Source organism: Breoghania sp. L-A4, assembly GCF_003432385.1.
Lineage (GTDB): Bacteria > Pseudomonadota > Alphaproteobacteria > Rhizobiales > Stappiaceae > Breoghania.
Genome location: NZ_CP031841.1, coordinates 2,290,290 through 2,310,867, shown reverse-complemented (window position 1 = coordinate 2,310,867; position 20,578 = coordinate 2,290,290). Strand labels below are relative to the sequence as shown.

Annotated in this window: 18 protein-coding genes and 1 pseudogene; 8 read left to right on the top strand and 11 right to left on the bottom strand. The window is 66.6% G+C overall.

Annotated features, from left to right (window positions below; genetic code table 11):
• Positions 1 to 69: 69 nt before the first annotated feature.
• From D1F64_RS10660 to tpiA, 9 genes and pseudogenes are all read right to left on the bottom strand, one after another.
• A complete protein-coding gene (locus tag D1F64_RS10660) occupies positions 70 to 606 on the bottom strand; it encodes a dTDP-4-dehydrorhamnose 3,5-epimerase family protein (RefSeq protein ID WP_117412429.1) in 537 nt (178 codons plus the stop codon).
• Positions 606 to 1,829, bottom strand: coding sequence for a class I SAM-dependent methyltransferase (locus tag D1F64_RS10655; protein WP_117412428.1), 1,224 nt, complete (start codon positions 1,827 to 1,829; stop codon positions 606 to 608). Before D1F64_RS10655 ends, D1F64_RS10660 begins: the two co-directional genes overlap by 1 nt.
• Before the next feature lie 32 nt (positions 1,830 to 1,861).
• The gene (rfbG, locus tag D1F64_RS10650) at positions 1,862 to 2,920 is read right to left on the bottom strand and encodes a CDP-glucose 4,6-dehydratase (protein WP_248304720.1); all 1,059 of its coding nucleotides are present in this window, start codon (positions 2,918 to 2,920) and stop codon (positions 1,862 to 1,864) included.
• Positions 2,921 to 2,925: 5 nt separating this feature from the next.
• Positions 2,926 to 3,696: a glucose-1-phosphate cytidylyltransferase gene (gene rfbF, locus D1F64_RS10645; RefSeq protein ID WP_117412427.1), complete on the bottom strand. Its 771-nt coding sequence runs from the start codon at positions 3,694 to 3,696 to the stop codon at positions 2,926 to 2,928.
• Positions 3,697 to 3,827: 131 nt separating this feature from the next.
• On the bottom strand, positions 3,828 to 4,700 hold the full coding sequence (locus D1F64_RS10640) for a VOC family protein (RefSeq protein WP_162901471.1): 873 nt from the start codon (positions 4,698 to 4,700) through the stop codon (positions 3,828 to 3,830).
• 38 nt (positions 4,701 to 4,738) lie between these two features.
• Positions 4,739 to 5,158: a hypothetical protein gene (locus tag D1F64_RS23305; protein ID WP_162901470.1), complete on the bottom strand. Its 420-nt coding sequence runs from the start codon at positions 5,156 to 5,158 to the stop codon at positions 4,739 to 4,741.
• Positions 5,159 to 5,227: 69 nt separating this feature from the next.
• A complete protein-coding gene (locus tag D1F64_RS10635; RefSeq protein WP_117412425.1) occupies positions 5,228 to 6,856 on the bottom strand; it encodes a CTP synthase in 1,629 nt (542 codons plus the stop codon).
• A gap of 127 nt (positions 6,857 to 6,983) precedes the next feature.
• Entirely contained in the window at positions 6,984 to 7,343 is a 360-nt protein-coding gene (gene secG, locus D1F64_RS10630) for a preprotein translocase subunit SecG (protein WP_117412424.1), read from the bottom strand.
• 135 nt (positions 7,344 to 7,478) lie between these two features.
• Positions 7,479 to 8,236 (bottom strand): annotated as a pseudogene (gene tpiA, locus D1F64_RS10625) (triose-phosphate isomerase).
• Positions 8,237 to 8,409: 173 nt separating this feature from the next.
• Here tpiA and D1F64_RS10620 point away from each other — a divergent pair.
• From D1F64_RS10620 to lexA, 6 genes are all read left to right on the top strand, one after another.
• Positions 8,410 to 10,293 (top strand): peptidylprolyl isomerase, encoded by a 1,884-nt coding sequence (locus D1F64_RS10620; protein ID WP_117412423.1) that lies wholly within the window; start codon positions 8,410 to 8,412, stop codon positions 10,291 to 10,293.
• A gap of 87 nt (positions 10,294 to 10,380) precedes the next feature.
• Entirely contained in the window at positions 10,381 to 11,394 is a 1,014-nt protein-coding gene (trpD, locus tag D1F64_RS10615) for an anthranilate phosphoribosyltransferase (protein WP_117412422.1), read from the top strand.
• Positions 11,395 to 11,439: 45 nt separating this feature from the next.
• Complete coding sequence (gene trpC / locus D1F64_RS10610) at positions 11,440 to 12,240, top strand: indole-3-glycerol phosphate synthase TrpC (RefSeq protein ID WP_117412421.1); 801 nt, start codon at positions 11,440 to 11,442, stop codon at positions 12,238 to 12,240.
• A gap of 8 nt (positions 12,241 to 12,248) precedes the next feature.
• On the top strand, positions 12,249 to 12,743 hold the full coding sequence (moaC, locus tag D1F64_RS10605; RefSeq protein WP_117412420.1) for a cyclic pyranopterin monophosphate synthase MoaC: 495 nt from the start codon (positions 12,249 to 12,251) through the stop codon (positions 12,741 to 12,743).
• A 12-nt stretch (positions 12,744 to 12,755) separates the two neighbouring features.
• The gene (gene glp, locus D1F64_RS10600) at positions 12,756 to 13,961 is read left to right on the top strand and encodes a gephyrin-like molybdotransferase Glp (protein WP_117412419.1); all 1,206 of its coding nucleotides are present in this window, start codon (positions 12,756 to 12,758) and stop codon (positions 13,959 to 13,961) included.
• Positions 13,962 to 14,119: 158 nt separating this feature from the next.
• Positions 14,120 to 14,833, top strand: coding sequence for a transcriptional repressor LexA (gene lexA / locus D1F64_RS10595; RefSeq protein WP_117414545.1), 714 nt, complete (start codon positions 14,120 to 14,122; stop codon positions 14,831 to 14,833).
• A gap of 48 nt (positions 14,834 to 14,881) precedes the next feature.
• On the opposite strand, the gene D1F64_RS10590 is transcribed toward lexA, so the two are convergent.
• Both D1F64_RS10590 and D1F64_RS10585 read right to left on the bottom strand, forming a co-directional pair.
• A complete protein-coding gene (locus D1F64_RS10590; RefSeq protein WP_117412418.1) occupies positions 14,882 to 15,352 on the bottom strand; it encodes a hypothetical protein in 471 nt (156 codons plus the stop codon).
• A 113-nt stretch (positions 15,353 to 15,465) separates the two neighbouring features.
• Complete coding sequence (locus D1F64_RS10585) at positions 15,466 to 16,707, bottom strand: ComEC/Rec2 family competence protein (protein WP_162901469.1); 1,242 nt, start codon at positions 16,705 to 16,707, stop codon at positions 15,466 to 15,468.
• Between the two features lie 690 nt (positions 16,708 to 17,397).
• Between D1F64_RS10585 and gltX the strand changes: the two genes are divergently transcribed.
• Both gltX and gltA read left to right on the top strand, forming a co-directional pair.
• Complete coding sequence (gltX, locus tag D1F64_RS10575; protein WP_117412415.1) at positions 17,398 to 18,819, top strand: glutamate--tRNA ligase; 1,422 nt, start codon at positions 17,398 to 17,400, stop codon at positions 18,817 to 18,819.
• A 331-nt stretch (positions 18,820 to 19,150) separates the two neighbouring features.
• Positions 19,151 to 20,443, top strand: a complete 1,293-nt coding sequence (gene gltA / locus D1F64_RS10570) for a citrate synthase (RefSeq protein WP_117414544.1) — start codon at positions 19,151 to 19,153, stop codon at positions 20,441 to 20,443.
• Positions 20,444 to 20,578: the final 135 nt, after the last annotated feature.

Here is a 20,578-nt window from a genome sequence, read left to right as displayed (position 1 = left end):
TCCGATTTCGGGAGGTCGGCGCTTCTTAGCAGCGCTCCTGAGGTAAAGCAAACACGGGTATCCGGGGCTTTATCCAGCCACGGAAAACTCCGGCCAGCATTGGTCCGCGTCGCCGATCACGGCGGGTTCGGCGGGCCAGTCAATGGCGAAGGTGGGGTCGTTCCAGCGGTAGCCGGCGGCATGGCCCGGCTCGAAGGGCCGGCCCATCTGGTAGAGGATATCGGTGTCGTCCTCGAGCGTCAGGAAGCCGTGCGCGCAGCCCTCGGGCACGAAGACGGCGTTCATCGCGTCGGCGGAGAGTTCGACCGAGATCCACTGCCCCCGGGTGGCGCTGCCGGCACGGATGTCGACGACCACGTCGAAGGCGCGGCCGCGCACGGCACGCACCAGCTTCGCCTCCGCGAAGGGCTCGGGCTGGTAGTGCAACCCGCGCAACGTGTGCTTCCTGGGATTGCCCGACAGGTTGATCTGCGTCGAGGTGAAGGCGATCCCGGCCTTATGGAACTCCTCAGGACAATAGTATCGCGCAAAGACGCCGCGCGCGTCGCGATGCGGCGACGCCTCGATGCTGAAAACCCCATTGAGCGCCGTCTCGACAATCCGCATCAGAAAATCCCGGTTCCGGGGATCGCCACGACAAACCGGCCGCCCCAGTCGCGGATGAACGCAAGATCCGAAGCGATCTCCTCGCGCAGGTTCCACGGCAGAATGACCACGTAGTCCGGCCGCGCCTCCCGGAGCGCGTCGGGCGAGACGACGGGAATGCGGCTTCCCGGCAGGAGCTTTCCCTGCTTGGCGGCGCTGCGGTCGGCGACAAGCGAAATGTCGTCCGCCGTCACCGCGCAATAGTTGAGGAACGTGTTGCCCTTGGCGGCCGCGCCATAGGCGGCGACCTTGGCGCCCTCCGTGCGCGCGGTCTCAAGGAACGCGAGAAAGCCGCGCCGCGCCGCTTCCGCCGCCGCACCCAGGCCCGCGTGACCCGCGAGGCTGTCCAGTCCGGCGGCCGCCTCCCTGGCGCGCATCGCGGCGACATTCGCCGTCGTCTCACGATCGGCGTCCACCGCGCAGGCATAGACCCGCAGCGACCCGCCGTGCGTCGGCAGTTCCTCGACGTCAAACACCCTGAGGCCGGCGAAACCGAAGATCTTCTCCACCGCGGCGAGCGACAGATAGGAATAATGCTCGTGATAGATCGTGTCGAACTGGCATTCGGCGATCAGGTTCAGCAGATGCGGAAACTCGAAGGTCGCCACGCCCTGAGGCTTCAATAGAACGGCAAAGCCGGAGGCGAAGTCAACGATATCAGGGACATGCGCCAGAACGTTGTTGGCTGCCATCAGGTCGGCCCGGATGCCGCGCGCGACCAGAAGCTCCGCCGTGGCCTTTGAGAAAAAGCCGATGTGGGTCGCAACCCCCTTGGCGATCGCGGCCTTCGCCGTGTTCGCCGTGGGCTCGACGCCAAGCACCGGAATGCCGGCGGCCACGAAATTCTGCAGCAGGTAGCCGTCGTTGCTCGCCACCTCGACGACGCGCGAGGTCGCGTCCAGCCCGAAACGCTCCGTCATGGCTTGCGCATAGGCGCGCGCATGGGCCAGCCAACTGTCGGAATAGCTGGAGAAATAGGCGTAGTTCTCGTCAAACAGCGCATCCGCGGGGATGTCGTGCACGGCCTGGGCCAGAAGGCATTCGCCGCACACCATGACTTTCAGCGGAAAGCGCGGCTCCGCCGCCGCCGAGCCAGCCGGCAGGAAGGCATTGGAAACCGGCTGCTCGCCCAGATCGATGAGCGTGTGGGTCAGTTCGGCGCCGCAGGCGCGGCAACACGGCATTGCCAAAGAGGCGGCGGTCGCGGATGAAACGCTCATGAGGCCGGTCCCGTCAGATACTGGTCTATTTGCTCAAGGCACAGCGCACGCGCGTCGCCGCCCCGGTCATGGCGTGCATACCACTCCGCCGTCAGCCGGACCGCCTGCTCCATGTCCAGACTGCCCTGCCATCCGAGCCGTTCCGCCGCAAGGCACGGATCGATGCTCAGATGCGGCGCCTCAGGCGGCTGCGGCGTGGGGTCGAATTCGATCGCCGTGTCGGCGCCGTAGGATCTGATAAAGATCTCCGCCAGACGCAGCACCGGCAGCGTGGCGTCGAGCGACGGGCCGATGTTGATCTGGCGCGGCGTGGACGCGTCCGACAGCAGGTACTCGGCCAGGGTGAAATAGCCCGACAGGCAATCCAGCACATGCTGCCAGGGGCGCGTGGAAGCCGGATTGCGCATCACCAGCGGCTTATCCGTTGCGATCGCCCGCCAGATATCCGGCAGGATGCGATCTTGGGAAAAGTCGCCGCCGCCGATGACGTTGCCGCCGCGCACCGTGGCCACGCGCACGCCCGCGGGCTCGAAGAAGCTCGCTGCATAGGCCGCCACCGCATGTTCGCAGGCTGCCTTGGAGGCGGAATAGGGATCGCAACCGCCGAGCGGGTCGGTTTCGCGAAAGGCACGGCCCGAGCCGTCGTTGCGGTAGACCTTGTCGGAGGTGACAGCCACGATGCCGCGAAGACCCTCCTGCCCGCGCAAGGCCTCGAGCAGATTGACCGTGCCCTGCACGTTGGTCTCGAACGTCGCCACAGGCTCGGCGTAGCTGCGCCGAACGAAGGCCTGTGCCGCCATGTGCAGCACGAAGTCGGGCCTGGCGGCGTCCACGGCGCACCGCACAGCATCTAAATCGCGCAGATCGCACCAGGCCTGCGGTTCCGCGACCACGCCGCCGAGTTTCTCATAGAGATTGGCGGGACCTTCGGGCGCCAGCGCCAGGCCGTGCACCTGGGCGCCCATGTGCCTCAGCCACAGCGCCGCCCAGGATCCCTTGAACCCGGTGTGGCCCGTCAGCAGAACGCGGCGGCCGCTCCAGAACGCAGGGTCCATGCGGATCACTCCCAGATCTTCCACGGCGCGCCGGCCGTCCACAACGCCTCGAGCTGGCGCTTGTCGCGCAGCGTGTCCATCGGCTGCCAGAAGCCATCGTGCTTGTAGGCGCCGAGCTGCCTGTCGCGCGCCAGGGACTCCAGCGGTTCCAGCTCCCAGGATGTCGCGTCGCCGTCGATCCGGTCGAAGGCCTGCGGCTCGACCACGAAGAAGCCGCCGTTGATGCGGGTCTCGTCGCCCCGCGGCTTCTCGTGAAAACGATTGACCACCGTACCGTCGATCTCCAGGGCGCCGAAGCGGCCCGGGGGCGCCACCGCGGCGAGCGTGGCCAGCCGTCCATGCTCGCGGTGAAAGGCCACCTCGCGGGTGAGATCGATATCGGATACGCCATCACCATAGGTCACGCAGACGGTGCCGTCGCCGTCGAGGTAGCGGCGTGCGCGCAACAGACGCCCGCCGGTCATCGTGTCCTCGCCCGTGTCCAGCACGGTAATCCGCCAGCTTTCCGCGCGGCTTCCATGGTATTCGACCCGGTTGTTGCCGATGTCGAAGGTCACGTCGGACTGGTGCAGGAAATAATTCTGGAAATATTCCTTGATCATGTAGCTCTTGTAGCCGCCGCACAGAATGAAATCGTTCATCCCGTGCGCGGCATAGATCTTCATGATGTGCCAGAGAATCGGCTTGCCGCCGATCTCGATCATCGGCTTCGGCCGGACTTCGCTCTCCTCGGAGATCCGTGTCCCCAATCCACCTGCGAGAATAATGACTTGCACGGATTTCCTGCACTTTTTGTCAAGCGGGGCGGCGTTCTGGCCGATCGGGGAATGTCATAGGCTGAATGAAATGCTGATGCAATGTCGGCTGCCCGCATGCGTGAAGCGTCGCGCGAACGCCCGGGAGGCGATCAATCCAGTTGCTGGAAAATCAGGGCCGTTCCGAAATTGGCGGCGGCCGGAACGATGACCATGCCGCTCCTGTGGATGGCCGGGATCTCGTTTTCCGCCACGATCCGCGCGATCTTCGCGACGTCGTCGACAAGCACCTTCGCCGCCACCAGCCGCGGCGTTTCAAGCGCTTCGACCGCGAACGCCTCGCCGTAGAACGCCTTGAAGCCGGTGGGCGTGAGAACATCGATGGAGCCGCCGTTGGCGAGCGCGCATTCCATGCCGAAGCTTGTCAGCCCCAGTTCGCGCTGGCCCGAGAACCCTTCCACGAACTCATAGACGTCCGAAGGTTCCTCGGCCACGATGATCGCCGCTCCGAGCTTCCGCGCTCCGTTGGCATGCTGCTGGAACTCGGATCGCCAGAAATTCTCCGGATAGCGGTTTCGGCAGGTGAAGAAGGCGGCGTCGGGCATGTCCGGATCGGTGGTGAAGGTGAGATCGAAGCCGACGGTGCGGCTGCCGCCGCCCGGCTGCCCGGCGTCGCGCTCGAAGGAGAACGGCGCATAGACCGTCATGCCGCGGTCGTGGAAGCCCTTGCGGTCGGCAACCGGGTCCGAACTGTCCAGCACGAGCATGGAAATGCCTTCGTGCCGGGTGAGAAAATCCCGGTTGTAGGCGCCGAAAGAGAACGCATCGACGTCGGCCTCCTCCATGCGGCTCGGGTCGGCCACGGCGAGGACCTCGAGGAAGGCGCCGTCAAGCTGCACCAGCCGGTTGCTGGTGCCCCACGCGTGGTCGGCTCTCGGCGTCAGCGTGAAGCCGAGCGCCGCATAGGCATCGCCGGCAGCATCGAGATCGCGCACCGCGATGACGAGATGATCGAGTTGTCGCATTATCGTCCCCGCCCGCGCCAGCCAGTCAAAATTGGATCTTATTCGGAATAGCGGACGTCGCCGAGCCAGCCGCCCTCGCGCAAGACCGGCTTCAGGGTGCCCATGATCACGCCGACCCAGCCAAAGCCCTCCTCGGAGGTCTCGCTCGCCAGTTCCTCGTTGTAGAGAACCGGCATCCAGGCGACGAGATCGCCGCCCTTGAGCGCTGGTCCGGTCTTGCCGACGGTCCGCGCCATGACCACGAAGCCGCCCTCGGCGCTGGGCACCCGCAGGACCGCGGTCTGGGTGCCGTCGTCGTTGAGCTTGACGCAGCTTTTGACGCCAAACTGCTCCTTGGCGTCGATCACCAGGGCCGGCAAAGGCTTTTTCGCCTCCACCGAGCAATCCATGCATTGGCATGTGTATTCGAAAGCCGAAGTTCCGTCAGTGAATTCCAGATCCGTGGTGTCTTCGGTCATCGGCTCGCCACCTCATGCTCAATTCAGGGCACAGGGACCGTGGCCGCCGCGCCCGCCAATCCAGCAGTATCAGACCAGACGGCTCTGCTCCACCGCCGCGCGGACGAAAGACGCAAACAGCGGATGCGGCTCGAACGGCCGTGATTTCAACTCCGGATGATACTGCACACCGATGAACCAGGGGTGGTCCTCACGCTCGACCGTCTCCGGCAGCACGCCGTCGGGCGAGGTGCCGGCGAACTTCAGGCCAACCGCCTCCAACGTGTCGCGATAGGCCATGTTCACCTCGTAGCGGTGGCGATGGCGCTCGCTGATCTCCTCGGAGCCGTAGATTTCGGCGATCTTGCTGCCGGCCTGAAGATGCGCGGGATAGGCGCCGAGCCGCATCGTGCCGCCCATGTCGCCTTCCGCCGCGCGGCGCTCCAGCGCATTGCCCTTCAGCCATTCCGTCATCAGACCGACGACCGGCTCGCTGGTGGGGCCGAATTCGCTGGAACTGGCCTGAGTGATGCCGGCCAGGTTGCGCGCCGCCTCCACGACGGCCATCTGCATGCCGAAGCAGATGCCGAAATACGGCACCTTGCGCTCACGCGCGAAAGTGACGGCGGCGATCTTGCCTTCCGCCCCGCGCTCGCCAAAGCCGCCGGGAACCAGAATGCCGTTGACCTCGCCCAGCCAGGGCGCGGGGTCCTCTTTCTCGAAGACCTCGGCTTCCAGCCACTCCAGGTTCACCTTCACGTTGTTGGCGATGCCGCCATGAACCAGGGATTCGATCAGCGACTTGTAGGCGTCCTTGAGCTCGACGTATTTGCCGACGATGGCGATCGTCACCTCGCCTTCGGGATTGGCGATGGTGTTGGAGATCTTGTCCCAGCGCGACAGATCGGGCGCCGGTGCGCCGGTGATGCCGAACGCGTTGAGAACCTCGTCGTCCAGCCCCTCGTTGTGATAGGCCACCGGCACGTCGTAAATGGATTTGACGTCGAGCGCCGGGATCACGGCGCCTTCGCGCACGTTGCAGAACAGCGACAGCTTGCGGCGCTCGGCGGCCGGAATCGGCCGGTCGCAACGCACCATCAGAATGTCGGGCTGGATGCCGATGGAGCGCAGTTCCTTGACCGAGTGCTGGGTCGGCTTGGTTTTCAGCTCGCCGGCGCTCGGGATGAACGGCATCAGGGTCAGGTGGATATAGACCACCTCGCCGCGCGGCAGCTCATTGCCCAGCTGGCGGATCGCCTCGAAGAACGGCAGTCCCTCGATGTCGCCCACGGTGCCGCCGATCTCGCAGAGCACGAAATCGACCTCTTCATTGCCGTCGAGCACGAAGGCCTTGATGGCGTCGGTGACGTGCGGGATCACCTGAACGGTGCCGCCGAGAAAGTCGCCGCGGCGCTCCTTGGCGATAATGTCGGAATAGATGCGGCCGGAGGTCACATTGTCGCGCTTGTTGGCCGGGCGGCCCGTGAAGCGCTCATAGTGGCCGAGATCGAGATCGGTCTCCGCCCCGTCGTCGGTCACGTAGCACTCGCCGTGCTGCATGGGGCTCATGGTGCCCGGATCGACGTTGAGATAGGGGTCCAGCTTGCGCAAACGGACCTTGTAGCCCCGCGCCTGAAGACAGGCACCGAGGGCCGCAGACGCAAGCCCCTTGCCAAGTGACGACACCACGCCGCCGGTGATGAAAATATACCGCGCCATGGACCCAAACCATAACGTTACGAGCGGCGATTCGGCCACTCAATTATTGACGGAAAGCGCACAAACGAACGCCCTGTACATACCGTACAGGGCGCATCGCGTCGCAACGATGATTCAAGCCGCAGACTTACTGCGACGTCGGGACCTGCGGACCGCTCGGAGCCGGCGCGCTCTGCTGCTTCAGCGCGTCCAGAATACCCGTGCCTTCGCCCGGAGCCTCGCCCTGCGCGGCGGGAACCGCGTCGAGGATCGACGACGGCGTGTCCGAGTTGCGCGCAATGACCGTCAGGACCATCGATGTGGCGAAAAACGCCACGGCGAGGATCGTTGTCGCCCGCGTGAGCATGTTCGCCGTACCGCGGCTCGACATCATGCCGCCGCCACCGCCGCCAATGCCCAGCGCGCCGCCTTCGGAGCGCTGCAACAGGACGACGAGCACGAGCGTGATTACAACCATCAAATGAATGACGATGATGACAGTTTCCATCGGTCAGCCAGCTACCTTTGTACAAGTTGGGCGGGTTCTACACGATACCCGCCGCGCTTACCACCCTTCGATATAGGAAGCGGGCAACTTTGCCGCCAGTGCCCGCGAGCGCCCCTTGCGCGGCGCCGCGGCGCCCTATCGGTAAGCGGCCACAATTCCAAGGAAATCCGCGGCTTTCAGGGATGCGCCGCCAACCAGCGCGCCGTTGACGTTTTCCACCGCCATCAGCTCGGACGCGTTGCCCGGCTTGACCGAACCGCCATAGAGCAGCCGCATCCGCGCGCCCTCCTCCGCGAAACGCGCTTCCAGCGTGCTGCGGATGAAGGCATGCACGGTGGCCACGTCCGCGGCCGTCGGCGTCAGCCCGGTGCCGATGGCCCAGACGGGCTCATAGGCGATGATCGTGGTTGCGGCTTGCGCGCCGTCGGGCAGCGAATCGGCAAGCTGGCCGCCAACCACGTCGAGCGTCGCGCCGCTTGTGCGCTGGGATTCCGTTTCGCCCACGCAGACGATCGCCACAAGCCCCGCGCGCCAGGCGGCCTGCGCCTTGGCCCGGACCACCGCATCGCTCTCGCCATGATCGGCCCGGCGCTCGGAATGGCCGACGATCACCGCGCTCGCGCCCGCATCGCGCAGCATCTCGGCGGAAATATCACCCGTATGCGCGCCGGACACGGCCGCGTGGCAGTCCTGCCCGCCAATCGCGACGCCGTGCGCCGACGCCGCCCTGGCGAAGCCCGCAATCAGCGTCGCCGGGGGCACACCATGATGTCGACGACAGCGCTCGCGGCGGCATCGTAGCCGGCGGCCAACGCCTCGATCTCGCCAATGGAGGCGCCCAGTCCGTTCATTTTCCAGTTGCCGGCAACCAGCGGCTTGATCGCTTTATCCATGGGCCCTCAGCCTCCCCTTTGTGAATGCAGTGAAGTCTTCTACCGCTTGGCTAGCAGAAAACACCGTACTATCAAGTTTGCGTCGCTTGCCGCTCGTCAATCACCTGCCTATTATCCGGCCAAACACGCATCGGCGGCCAAAGCCTTGCCGCCCAAACGAATGGGAATTTTTTATGCTCGATGCCATGCGAAAGAGCGCCGGTGGGACCATCGCCAAGATCTTCATCGCGCTTCTGGTCCTGAGCTTCGGCATCTGGGGCATTGCCGACGTATTCCGCGACTTCGGCCAGAACACGGTGGCCGAGGTCGGCTCGGCCGAAATCACCGCCGTCGACTTTCAGCGCGCCTACAACCGCGAAGTGCAGAACCTCAGCCAGCGGATCGGCCAGCCCCTGTCGGGGACCCAGGCCGCCGCCTTGGGCGTGCCCGGCCAGGTCCTGGGCCGCGCGGTGGCCGAAGCGACGTTCGACCACATCGCCAAGGAGTTCAATCTGGGCATCTCCAACGACGCGCTCGTGACCGAGATCCATGCAGACCCCATGTTCCGCGGACCCGACGGGCGCTTTGACCGTTCGCGCCTGCAGCAGCTGCTCTACGCCAATGGCTATTCCGAGGACGAGTACATCCGCACCCGCATGTCGACGGCCCGCCGCCGTCAGATCGCGGAAGGACTTGCCGGCGGGGCGACGGTACCGCAGACGATGCTCGAGGCCATGCATCAGTACCGCAGCGAGGAGCGCACGGTGCGCTACCTGACGCTCGACGCCAGCGCGGTGGAGCCGACCGGCGAGCCGGACGCAACCACGCTCGAAGCCTATTTCAACGACAACAAGGCGACCTACCGGGCGCCGGAATACCGCAAGCTGGAGATGATTGTCGTCGACCCCGCCAGCCTCGCGAAACCGCAGAATGTCAGCGAGGAGGATGCGCGTCAGACCTATGAATCCTCGCTTGCGCGCTTTGGCAGTCCCGAGCGCCGCCAAGTGCTGCAGCTGACGTTCGCCGACAAGGAGAAGGCGGACGCCGCGGCCGCGAAACTCGCCGCGGGAACCGCTTTCGAGGACCTGGTGACCGAGCAGGGCCTGACCCTGTCCGACGTCGATCTGGGCCTGATGACACGCGACAAGCTGATCGATCCGGCCATCGCCGAAGCCGCCTTCTCGCTCGACGAAGGCGCTGTCAGCGATGTCATCGAAGGCCGCTTCGCCCCCGTCATCGTCAAGATCACGAAGATCGAGCCGGAGGCCGTGAAATCCTATGACGAGGTCAAGGACATCCTGAAGGACGAGCTCGCGACCCGCCGCGCCGAAGGCGAAGTGCTCGACCTTTACGACGAGATCGAGGACGCGCGTGCCGGCGGCGCCACGCTGACGGAACTTGGAGAGCGCTTCAAGCTCGACGTGCGCACTGTCGATGCGGTCGACAGCTCGGGCAAGGACATGGCCGGCAATACCATTGAGCTGCCGGAAGCCAACAAGCTGCTTAGCGAGGCTTTCAGCGCCGATATCGGCTACGAGACCGCTCCGGTGCAGATCGGACAGCGCGGCTTTACCTGGTTCGACGTCAAGGACGTGATCGCCGACCGCGACCGCACCCTGGACGAGGTCCGCGGCCGGGTCATCGACGACTGGAAAGCCGCCCAGCTTCAGGAAAAGCTGACCGCAAAGGCGGAAGAGATCGCAACGCGCCTGAAGGACGGCGCCGCGATGGACGCTATCGCGACCGAGCTCGGCCTGGAGGCGAAAATCTCCGATCCGGTCACGCGCGAGACCAGCACCGCGGATCTGTCAGTCGCGGCGGTTTCACAGGCCTTCGAGGGCCCTGTGGGCCATGTGGCCACCGCCGCAACCGCCTCGGGCGGCCAGATGGTGCTGCAGGTCGCCAGCGTGGACACGCCGCCCTTCTTCGCGCCCGATGGCGACGAGATGAAGCAGGTCATGCAACGCACGTTGATCGATCAGTATCTCACCGGCGTCCAGGAAAGCATCGGCGTCCAGATCAATCAGGCGGCGATCGCCCGGGCCATCGGCACGGACGGCCGCGCGGGCACGCTGTAATGCCGCGTCCTTGCGCCGCGCCCGTGTTGTCCCTGGAGTCAGGGCGGCACGTCGCGGCGGGGCGCCGGTTCCCGGGGGAGAGCTGCAATGTCTGATCTGAAGATGCTGATCGCCAAGGCGGCGGCCGGGGAGCCCTTGTCGCGCGATGAGGCGAAGCAGGCATTTTCGGTGCTGATGAGCGGCGCGGCCACGCCGGCGCAGATCGGCGGCTTCCTGATGGCGCTGCGCGTGCGCGGCGAGACCGTGGACGAGATCGCGGGCGCCGTGGAGATCATGCGCGCCAAGATGCTGCGCGTTGAGGCGCCCGCCGGCGCCGTCGACGTGGTCGGCACCGGCGGCGACGCGTCAGGCACCTACAACATCTCCACCTGCACCGCCTTCGTGGTCGCAGGCTGCGGCGTCCCCGTGGCCAAGCACGGCAATCGATCGCTGTCGTCGAAATCCGGCGCGGCGGACGTTCTCATGGCGCTGGGCGTCAACATCGACGTGACGCCGCAGATCATCAGCGACTGCGTCACCACGGCCGGTCTGGGCTTCATGTTCGCGCCCGCCCATCACTCCGCCATGAAGCACGTGGGTCCGGCGCGCGCGGAACTCGGCACGCGCACCATTTTCAATCTGCTCGGACCGTTGTCCAATCCCGCCGGCGTCACCCGCCAGATGGTCGGTGTCTTCGACCGCCAGTGGGTCGAGCCCATCGCCCATGTACTGAAAAGCCTCGGCTGCGAGCACGCCTGGGTGGTGCATGGCCATGGCGGCCTTGACGAGATCTCGATCAGCGGCCCGACGGCCGTGGCCGAACTGAAGAACGGCGAGGTCACCACCTTCGAGATCACGCCGCAGGACGCGGGCCTGCCGGTCTCGCCGCTTGAGGAAATCAAGGGCGGCGAGGCTCCGATCAACGCCGCGGCCCTGACGGCCGTGCTGAACGGCGAGACATCGGCCTATCGCGACGTGGTGCTGATGAACGCCGCGGCCACGCTGATCGTGGCGGGCAAGGCGTCGACGCTGGCGGAAGGTGCCGCGCTTGCGGCCACATCGATCGACAGCGGCGCGGCGCTCGACCGGCTGAACCGGCTGGTCGCGCTCTCCAACCAGTAGATTGCACAATCCCGAGCGGCGCGTCCTCCGCCTGATGGATACCAGATGACCGATATTCTGAAGAAGATCGAGACCTACAAGCGCGTGGAAATCGCCGAGGCGAAGCAGCGGGTGCCGGAAGCCGGCCTTCGCCGCCAGGTCGAGGCCGCCGCACCGCCGCGCGGGTTTCTCAACGCCCTGCGCGCCAAGCGTGACGCGGGTTCCTTCGCGCTGATCGCCGAGATCAAGAAAGCCAGCCCGTCGAAGGGCCTCATCCGCGCGGATTTCGACCCGCCGGCGCTGGCCCGCGCCTATGAGGCCGGGGGCGCCGCCTGCCTCTCCGTGCTCACCGACGCGCCCTCGTTCCAGGGCAAGCCGGAGTATCTCGCCGCGGTCCGGAACGCCGTCGCCCTGCCCGCACTGCGCAAGGATTTCCTCTTTGAGCCCTATCAGGTGCTCGAGGCCCGCGCCTGGGGCGCGGATTGCATCCTGATCATCATGGCGTCGGTGACCGACTGCGAGGCCAGGGAGCTTGAGGACGCCGCCTTCGCGCTCGGCATGGATGTGCTCATCGAAGTACACGACGAGCCGGAGCTCGAGCGCGCGCTCAGGCTCACCTCGCCGATGATCGGCATCAACAACCGCAACCTGAAGACCTTCGAGACCACGCTTGAGACCAGCGAGCGGCTGGCACCCATGGTGCCCGGTGACCGGCTGATCGTCGGCGAATCGGGCATTTTCACACCGGACGATTGCGCGCGGCTCGAACGTGTCGGCATCGAGACCTTCCTGGTCGGCGAAAGCCTGATGCGCCAGGACGACGTCGCCGCCGCGACGCAGGCGCTGCTTGCCCGCGCGCACCGTTAGGAGCACTCATGGCCACCGGCACGAGACTGACGCATCTGGATGACACCGGCGCGGCCAACATGGTCGACGTCTCGGAGAAGGCCGTCACCGCGCGCACCGCCACGGCGGTCGGCTCGGTGCTGATGAAGCCCGAGACGCTGGAGATGATCCTGTCCGGCAACGCCAAGAAGGGCGACGTGATCGCCACGGCGCGCATCGCCGGCATCATGGCCGCCAAGCGTACGCACGAACTGATCCCGCTGTGCCACCCGCTGGCCTTGTCCAAGGTCTCCGTGGACATCGTGGCCGACGAGTCCCTGCCCGGCCTGCGCGTCACCGCCATGGCCAAGCTGTCGGGACAGACGGGCGTCGAGATGGAGGCGCTCACCGCCGCCTCCGTCGCCTGTCTGACGATCTACGACATGGCCAAGGCGGTCGATCGCGGCATGGTGCTCTCCGGCATAAAGGTGCTGGAGAAATCCGGCGGCCAGTCGGGCTCCTGGACCGCCCCGGACAACACATAGAGGCGCCGCCACATGAGCCTGATATCGGTCGAAGACGCGCTGGCCCGCCTGCTCGACAAACTCGTGCCCACCGAGGTCGAGCGCGTGCCGCTGGCCGACGCCGACGGCCGCGTGCTGGCCGAGGATCTGGCGGCGACCCGCACCCAGCCGCCGTTTGCCGCAAGCGCCATGGACGGCTACGCGGTGCGCGCGGCGGACGTGGAACTGGTGCCGGCCTCCCTGAAGGTCATCGGCGACGCGCCCGCGGGGCATGAATTCTCCGGCTCCGTCGGCCCCGGCGAATGCGTGCGCATCTTCACCGGCGCGCCGCTGCCCGAAGGCGCCGATTCGATCCTGATCCAGGAAAACGCGGTCCGCGACGGTGACACGATCGTCGCCAACGAGGCCGTGCCGCTGGGCCGCTACGTGCGCCGCGCCGGGCTCGATTTCACCCAAGGCGACGTGCTGCTCAAGGCGGGAACCCGCCTGTGCTACCGATCGCTGGCGCTGGCCGCGGCGATGAACCACGCCGAGATCCCGGTGCGCCGGCGTCCCAGGGTCGCGGTGCTGGCCACCGGCGATGAACTCGTGCCGCCGGGCACCGAGCCCGCGCCCGACCAGATCGTCGCCTCGAACCAGTTCGGCATCGCCTCCCTGACGCGCGCGCATGGAGGCGAGGCACGGATGCTGGAGATTGCCCGCGACGATCAGGTGGCCATCGCCACCCAGGTGCGCGCCGCGCTCGAATGGGGCGCCGACATTCTCGTGACGCTGGGCGGCGCCTCCGTCGGCGACCACGACCTGGTGCAGGAATCGCTGGGCAACGAGGGCATGGAACTGGCCTTCTGGCGCATCGCCATGCGGCCCGGCAAGCCGCTGATGTTCGGCCACCTCGGCCCCATGCGCGTGCTCGGCCTGCCCGGCAATCCCGTCTCCTCCATGGTATGCGGGCTTCTATTCCTGAAGCCGCTGCTCGATGCGCTGCTCGGTCAGCCCGGCTCCGGCCCGAAGGAAGAGGACGCCATCCTGGGAGATGCGCTTGGCGAAAACGACCGCCGCCAGGACTATCTGCGCGCCAGGCTGTCGCGCGACGCATCGGGCCGTCTGGTGGCCACGCCGTTCGTCTTGCAGGATTCCTCCATGCTGGCCACGCTCGCCGCGGCCGACGCGCTGATCATCCGCGCGCCGCACGCCCCCGCGGCGGCGGCCGGAGACGCCGTCAGCATCGTGCGGCTCTAGCCGCCGTTGCGTCGCGCGAACGCGCCAACAACATCCATCATTCATATTCGCCTTGCAGAACACAAACAGAACGGGTAGCCTACGTTCGTGTTTTGTACCCGATGCTGCGGCTTGGCATTCCGAGCCGCGCCAAGGGACCCGCAAGCGAAAGGCCATCCATGCTGACGCGCAAGCAATACGAACTGCTGATGTTCATCCACGAACGGGTCAAGGAGGCCGGCGTGCCGCCGTCGTTCGACGAGATGAAGGATGCGCTCGACTTGCGCTCCAAATCCGGCATTCATCGCCTGATCACGGCTCTTGAGGAGCGCGGCTTCATCCGCCGGCTGCCGAATCGGGCGCGGGCGCTGGAAGTTCTCAAGCTGCCGGAATCGATTTCTCCGAGTCTTGCCGCGCAGCGCGGCCGCGGCTTCTCGCCAAGCGTCATCGAAGGATCGCTGGGCAAGCGCGAACCGCAAAGAGCCCCGTCCCGCGAGGCCTCGCCCGACGACGTGGTCTCCGTTCCCGTGATGGGACGGATTGCCGCCGGCGTGCCGATCGAGGCGATCCAGACACACAGCCACTTCATTTCGATTCCCGTCGACATGCTGTCGTCGGGCGAGCATTTCGCGCTGGAGGTTCGCGGCGATTCGATGATCGACGCAGGAATCCTGGACGGCGACACCGTGCTGATCCGCAAGGGCGACACCGCCGAGAGCGGCGACATTGTCGTGGCGCTGGTGGACGAAGAGGAAGCGACGCTGAAGCGCCTGCGCAAGAAGGGCGCCTCGATCGCACTGGAGGCCGCCAACCCGGCCTATGAAACACGGATCTTCGGCGCCGACCGGGTCCGCGTTCAGGGCAAGCTCGTGGCGCTCTACCGGCGCTACTGAGCACCGGCAGGACGCGGTTCCGTTCCGCGGGATCGCGCGAACACGCGGTCAATCCGCGGGCGCGCCGTGCCACGGACGATGACGGCCATTCCGGACGGTCTCGATGCGCGCGGAGCGCACAAGCGGCGGCACGTCGGCATCCAGGGGCATTGCGGCTCCCGTGCCGGGTCCGGGCTGCTTTGAGACCGGATCCCGGGCGCCGCCCGGCATCCGCGTGTCTGAGGGTCCGGCGAGATACAGCGCCGCGGCACCGTCGCGCAAAAGGCGTGTCCGGTCGAACACCAGGGCACTTCGCGCGCACCAGTCCGGCACTTCGAAGAAGGCGACGATCACATCCGCCTGGCGGCAGTCTTCGGGCAGCGCCTGCGGGGTTTTCGGCACCGCGATGTGCAAGGCGGGCGGCGCGCGGGCGGCCCGCGCCGGCGCGGCGTGCGCCTGAAGTCCCGCGCTCAGCACGCACCCAAGATCATCACAGCGCGCCACCGGCGCACGGGCCTTGCGGTCCGCGAGCGGCGCCACATCGCCATCGGCCCTCAGCCAGACCTCGGCCGCAAAGCGCCCGCCGCTTCCCTGAAGGATCGCCAGGCGGCCATCGGGCTGGCGCGCGGCGACCGTGCGTCCGTCCTCGCTGATCAGAATATCCGGGCGGACGGGGGAAAGCCAAAATGCAGCACGGCCGCCAGGCTGATGGGGGCGAGACCGATCAGCCGCCAGCGCGATTTGAGCAAGGCGAGAAGCAGCAGCCCGGCGACGCAGGCGAGTCCGACGACCGGCGGCACGGCGCCGACGAGCCCGCCGGACGGCGTCCAGCGCGCGACGGTCTCGGCAATCGCCAGCATGGCGTCAATGCCGGCGCCCATGGCGGACAGCGGCAGCGGGTCCAGGCCGAAGGGCATGGCCAGGACCGAGGCGACGGCGGCAGGCATGATCACCAGACTCACCAACGGCATCGCCGCCATGTTGGCGAGAAGCCCCAGGGGCGCCGTGCGATAGAAATGCACCGCCGCGATGGGCGCCGTCGCCAGCCCGGCGATCAGCGAGGTGACCAGCAATCCGGCGATCCAGAAGCGCAAGCCATGCCACAGCGTGTGCCCGGCGCGCGTCGTCTCGCGCGCGCCGCGCTTGCGCCAGGCCTCATACGCCGCCACCAGCGCGATCACGGCGGCAAACGACATCTGGAAGCCCGGCTGCAGCAAGGCCTCGGGCGATGCGGCCAGGATCAACAACGCGGCCACGGCGACCGACCGCATGGTCAGGGCCCGGCGCCCGCTGAGCATGGCAATGAACACGATCGCCGCCATGATGTAGGCGCGCTGGGTGGCGATCGAGGCGCCCGAGAGCGCCAGATAGACAGTGGCCGCGACAAGCGCCGCACCCGCCGCCCAATGGCGGATCGGATACCCCAGCGCGAGCGCCGGCGAGGCGGCGAGAACCGCGCGCACGGCGAAGAAGATCGTGCCCGCCACCAGCGCCATATGCATGCCGGAGATCGCCAGAACATGCGCGAGCCCCGCGACCCTCAGGCTTTCCTGCGCCGCCTCGCTGACGCCCCCGCGGTCGCCGACGATCAGGGCCGCCGCGATGCCGCCCGCCTCGCTGTCCGTCCCGGTCGCCGGATCTGACAGACTGTCCCGGATGCGCGCCGAGATCGCGAAACGGATGTCCGTCAGCGCGCCGCCGAGGTGCAGCCGCCACCCCGGCTCCGGCCAATCCCCGGCATCGACCACGGGCTTGAGATCGCCGTAGACGAAGCCGCTCGCCCCGATCGACGCGAAATAGGCCGCCTGGTCGAAGGCGTATCCGCCCGGCAGCACGGCGCCTCCCGGCGGCGACAGGCGCGCCAGGAAACGCACGGGCTTTGAGACGCGCGGCACGCTCTCCCCCGAGCGCACCGTGACCCGCACCAGCCGGGGCAGGCGATCGGGGGGACTTTGGACATCGTGCGCGGCGCAACAAGGAGGCGATAGCCGCTGGAGCCTGCCGTCCCCTGCCGCCGTTCAACCGCGACAATACGGCCCGTGACCTCATGGGTGCGCTCGCGCTCCAGCCGCGGCGCCTCGACGCGCGCCGCGCGCAGGTCCGCGCAGGCGAGCCCCGCGCAGGCGCACGCAAGCAGAACCGCCCCCCGGCCCGGCCGCCCGCGCGACCGGCGCCACCAGGCGGTTGCGGCAAGCGCCAGCGCGAGCGGGATCGTCGCCCAGACGAAGGGCTCGCGCGGCAGCGCGAAGTATCCCCAAATGCCGAGCGCGAAGGCCAGCACGGCCCACGGCGCGCCGTGACCGGCGTCCAGATCGCGGCCGATCGCATGGATGAAGGAATGCCACAGCCGCTCGATCGTCAGCCGCAGGGCCACGCGCGGCCGTATTACAAGAAGTCCGCGCAGGCGTCCCGCCACCCGCCGGGTGGCGGCCACGACAGGCCGGACGGCCTGCTGCCCCGGACCATCATTGCCGTTCATGGTGCTGCCCGCTCTTCTGCGGCATCCCCTGACATGCTACACCACCGGCGAACCCGGCGCTGCATCGCGCCGCAATCCAGACCCATCACAGATCGATCCGGCCCCTATGCGTGAAACTGTCGTCACCCGCTTCGCCCCCTCGCCCACCGGCTACCTGCACATCGGAGGCGCGCGCACGGCGCTCTTCAACTGGCTCTACGCCAGGGCGCACGGCGGCAAGATGCTGCTCAGGATCGAGGACACGGACCGCGAACGCTCTACCGACGCCGCCATCAAGGCGATCTCGGAGGGCCTCACCTGGCTGGGACTGGACTGGGACGGCGAGGCGTATTCGCAATACGCGCGCGCGCCGCGCCACCGTGAGGTGGCCGAACAACTGGTCGCCGACGGCAAGGCCTACTATTGCTTCGCGACGCCCGATGAGTTGACCGAGATGCGCGAGAAGGCCCGCGCCGAGGGCCGCCCGCCGCGCTACGACGGCCGCTGGCGCGACCGTGATCCGTCCGAGGCGCCCGCCGGCGCCAAAGGCGCGATCCGCATCAAGGCGCCGCGCGACGGCGAAACCCTGGTCGACGACCAGGTGCAGGGCCGCGTCACCTTTCCCAACAAGGATCTGGACGACTTCATCATCCTGCGCTCGGACGGCAACCCCACCTACATGCTGGCCGTGGTCGTCGACGATCACGACATGGGCGTCACCCACATCATCCGCGGCGACGACCATCTGACCAACGCCGCCCGCCAGACCGTCATCTCCCATGCCCTGGGATGGGATGTGCCGGTGATGGCGCATATTCCCCTGATCCACGGGCCGGACGGCGCGAAACTGTCCAAGCGCCACGGCGCGCTCGGTGTCGACGCCTATCGCGACATGGGCTATCTGCCCGAGGCGATGCGCAACTATCTGGTGCGCCTGGGCTGGGCGCATGGCGACGACGAGATCTTCTCCACCGAGCAGATGCTCGAGTGGTTCGGCTTCGACGGCATGGGCAAATCGCCCTCGCGTTTCGATTTCGCCAAGCTGGAAAGCATCAACGGCCACTACATGCGCGCGAGCGACGACGCGCGCCTTCTCAAGGCGCTGAAGGAGTTCCTGCCGCATACGGAGGGTGGCCCCGAAATCCTCGCCCGTCTCGACGCGGACATGGAAGCAAAGCTGCTGGCCGCGATGCCGGGCCTGAAGGACCGCGCCAAGACGCTGGTGGAACTGGCCGACAGCGCCGGTTACCTGTGGGCAGAGCGCCCGCTGGACATCGACGAGAAGGCTTTGAAACTCCTCGACGAGGCTGGCAAGGCGGTGCTCGCGGGCCTTCTGCCCAAATTGCAGGCGCTTGACGAGTGGAGCGTCGAGGCGACCGAATCGGCGGTGCGCGCCTATGCCGAGGAAGCAGACCTGAAGCTCGGGAAAGTCGCGCAGCCGTTGCGCGCGGCGCTGACCGGGCGCACGACGTCTCCGGGAATTTTCGACGTCTTGATGGTTCTGGGCCGCGACGAGGCGCTCGCCCGCATCGCCGACCAGGCCGCGTAAGGCATGAATTTCGCCCGGCTCGTCCCGCGGCGCCGGGCGGGCGCCAGACGGGCTGTTATTTGTACGCATGGCGGACGGCATTGAGCCGCCATGCGGATTTCGGACGCAAACTGTCGCAGCGCAGCATTTTCCTCGCGGAATGGCGCAATCGTGCGGTCCCGAAATGCCCTAAGTATAGGCAGCGAAGCGCGATCGACTTGCGGCACCCCCTAAATCGGCTACCAAGCGGCACCAATCCTCCCGCCGCAGACAGCTCCTCTCACAGCTGACCGGCTACCAGGCTCTCAGGCTTCGGACAGTGGTGGACGGCTTCATTCAGAAGGGGTTCTATATGAGCGACAAAAAAGCGACCTTGAACATCGGAAACGAGAGCTGGGATCTGACGATCAAGAGCGGAACGGTCGGTCCGGACGTCATCAACATCGGCTCCCTCTATGGACAGACAGGCCGCTTCACCTACGATCCGGGATTCACCTCCACCGCATCGTGCGAATCCAAGATCACCTACATCGACGGCGATGAAGGCACGCTGCTGTATCGCGGCTATCCGATCGACCAGCTGGCCGACAACGGCGATTTCCTCGAGACCTGCTACCTGCTGCTCTATGGCGAGTTGCCGACGCCGACGCAGAAGGACGACTTCGTCAAGCGCGTGACCTACCACACAATGCTGCACGAGCAGATGTCGCGCTTCTTCTCCGGCTTCCGCCGCGACGCCCACCCAATGGCCGTCATGTGCGGTGTGGTCGGCGCGCTGTCCGCCTTCTACCACGACTCCACGGACATCTCCGATCCGCACCAGCGCATGGTCGCGAGCCTGCGCATGATCGCCAAGATGCCGACGATCGCCGCCATGGCCTTCAAGTACCACATCGGCCAGCCGTTCGTGTATCCGCGCAACGACCTGGACTACTCGGCCAACTTCCTGCAGATGTGCTTCTCGGTTCCTTGCGAGGAATACAAGGTGAACCCCGTGCTGGCCCGCGCCATGGACCGGATCTTCATCCTGCACGCCGATCACGAGCAGAACGCCTCCACCTCGACGGTGCGTCTGGCCGGCTCCTCGGGCGCCAACCCGTTCGCCTGCATCGCGGCCGGCATCGCCTGCCTGTGGGGCCCGGCGCACGGCGGCGCCAACGAGGCGGCCCTCAACATGCTTGAGGAAATCGGTACCGTGGACCGGATTCCGGAATACATCGCGCGCGCCAAGGACAAGGACGATCCCTTCCGCCTGATGGGCTTCGGTCACCGGGTCTACAAGAACTATGATCCGCGCGCCAAGATCATGCAGAAGACCTGCCACGAGGTGCTCAGCGAGCTCGGCATCAAGGACGATCCGCTGCTCGACGTCGCCATGGAACTGGAGCGGATCGCGCTGTCGGACGAGTATTTCATCGAGAAGAAGCTCTACCCGAACATCGATTTCTACTCGGGCATCACCCTGCGCGCGCTCGGCTTCCCGACCACCATGTTCACGGTGCTGTTTTCGCTGGCCCGCACGGTCGGCTGGATCGCCCAGTGGAAGGAAATGGTCGAAGATCCCTCGCAGAAGATCGGCCGCCCCCGCCAGCTCTACACCGGCGCGGCGCCGCGCGACTACGTGCAGAGCGGCCAGCGCCGCTGACACGAAGCGTCATGAACGCGAAAAAGGCGGGCCAATCGGTCCGCCTTTTTTCTGCCGACGAAGCCGAAAAATCCCCTCGGTCGTCGTCCTCGGCCTTGTGCCGAGGATCCATGTTTTCAGAGACTTATGGATGGT

What these genes read in the sequence shown, in the direction of transcription:
- D1F64_RS23305 (WP_162901470.1), bottom strand. Translation starts at nt 5,158, where the DNA reads ATGACCGAAGACACCACGGATCTGGAATTCACTGACGGAACTTCGGCT.
- secG (WP_117412424.1), bottom strand. Translation starts at nt 7,343, where the DNA reads ATGGAAACTGTCATCATCGTCATTCATTTGATGGTTGTAATCACGCTC.
- trpC (WP_117412421.1), top strand. Translation starts at nt 11,440, where the DNA reads ATGACCGATATTCTGAAGAAGATCGAGACCTACAAGCGCGTGGAAATC.
- D1F64_RS10655 (WP_117412428.1), bottom strand. Translation starts at nt 1,829, where the DNA reads ATGCCGTGTTGCCGCGCCTGCGGCGCCGAACTGACCCACACGCTCATC.
- D1F64_RS10620 (WP_117412423.1), top strand. Translation starts at nt 8,410, where the DNA reads ATGCTCGATGCCATGCGAAAGAGCGCCGGTGGGACCATCGCCAAGATC.
- D1F64_RS10660 (WP_117412429.1), bottom strand. Translation starts at nt 606, where the DNA reads ATGCGGATTGTCGAGACGGCGCTCAATGGGGTTTTCAGCATCGAGGCG.
- rfbG (WP_248304720.1), bottom strand. Translation starts at nt 2,920, where the DNA reads ATGGACCCTGCGTTCTGGAGCGGCCGCCGCGTTCTGCTGACGGGCCAC.
- lexA (WP_117414545.1), top strand. Translation starts at nt 14,120, where the DNA reads ATGCTGACGCGCAAGCAATACGAACTGCTGATGTTCATCCACGAACGG.
- D1F64_RS10640 (WP_162901471.1), bottom strand. Translation starts at nt 4,700, where the DNA reads ATGCGACAACTCGATCATCTCGTCATCGCGGTGCGCGATCTCGATGCT.
- D1F64_RS10635 (WP_117412425.1), bottom strand. Translation starts at nt 6,856, where the DNA reads ATGGCGCGGTATATTTTCATCACCGGCGGCGTGGTGTCGTCACTTGGC.
- gltX (WP_117412415.1), top strand. Translation starts at nt 17,398, where the DNA reads ATGCGTGAAACTGTCGTCACCCGCTTCGCCCCCTCGCCCACCGGCTAC.
- moaC (WP_117412420.1), top strand. Translation starts at nt 12,249, where the DNA reads ATGGCCACCGGCACGAGACTGACGCATCTGGATGACACCGGCGCGGCC.
- trpD (WP_117412422.1), top strand. Translation starts at nt 10,381, where the DNA reads ATGTCTGATCTGAAGATGCTGATCGCCAAGGCGGCGGCCGGGGAGCCC.
- gltA (WP_117414544.1), top strand. Translation starts at nt 19,151, where the DNA reads ATGAGCGACAAAAAAGCGACCTTGAACATCGGAAACGAGAGCTGGGAT.
- glp (WP_117412419.1), top strand. Translation starts at nt 12,756, where the DNA reads ATGAGCCTGATATCGGTCGAAGACGCGCTGGCCCGCCTGCTCGACAAA.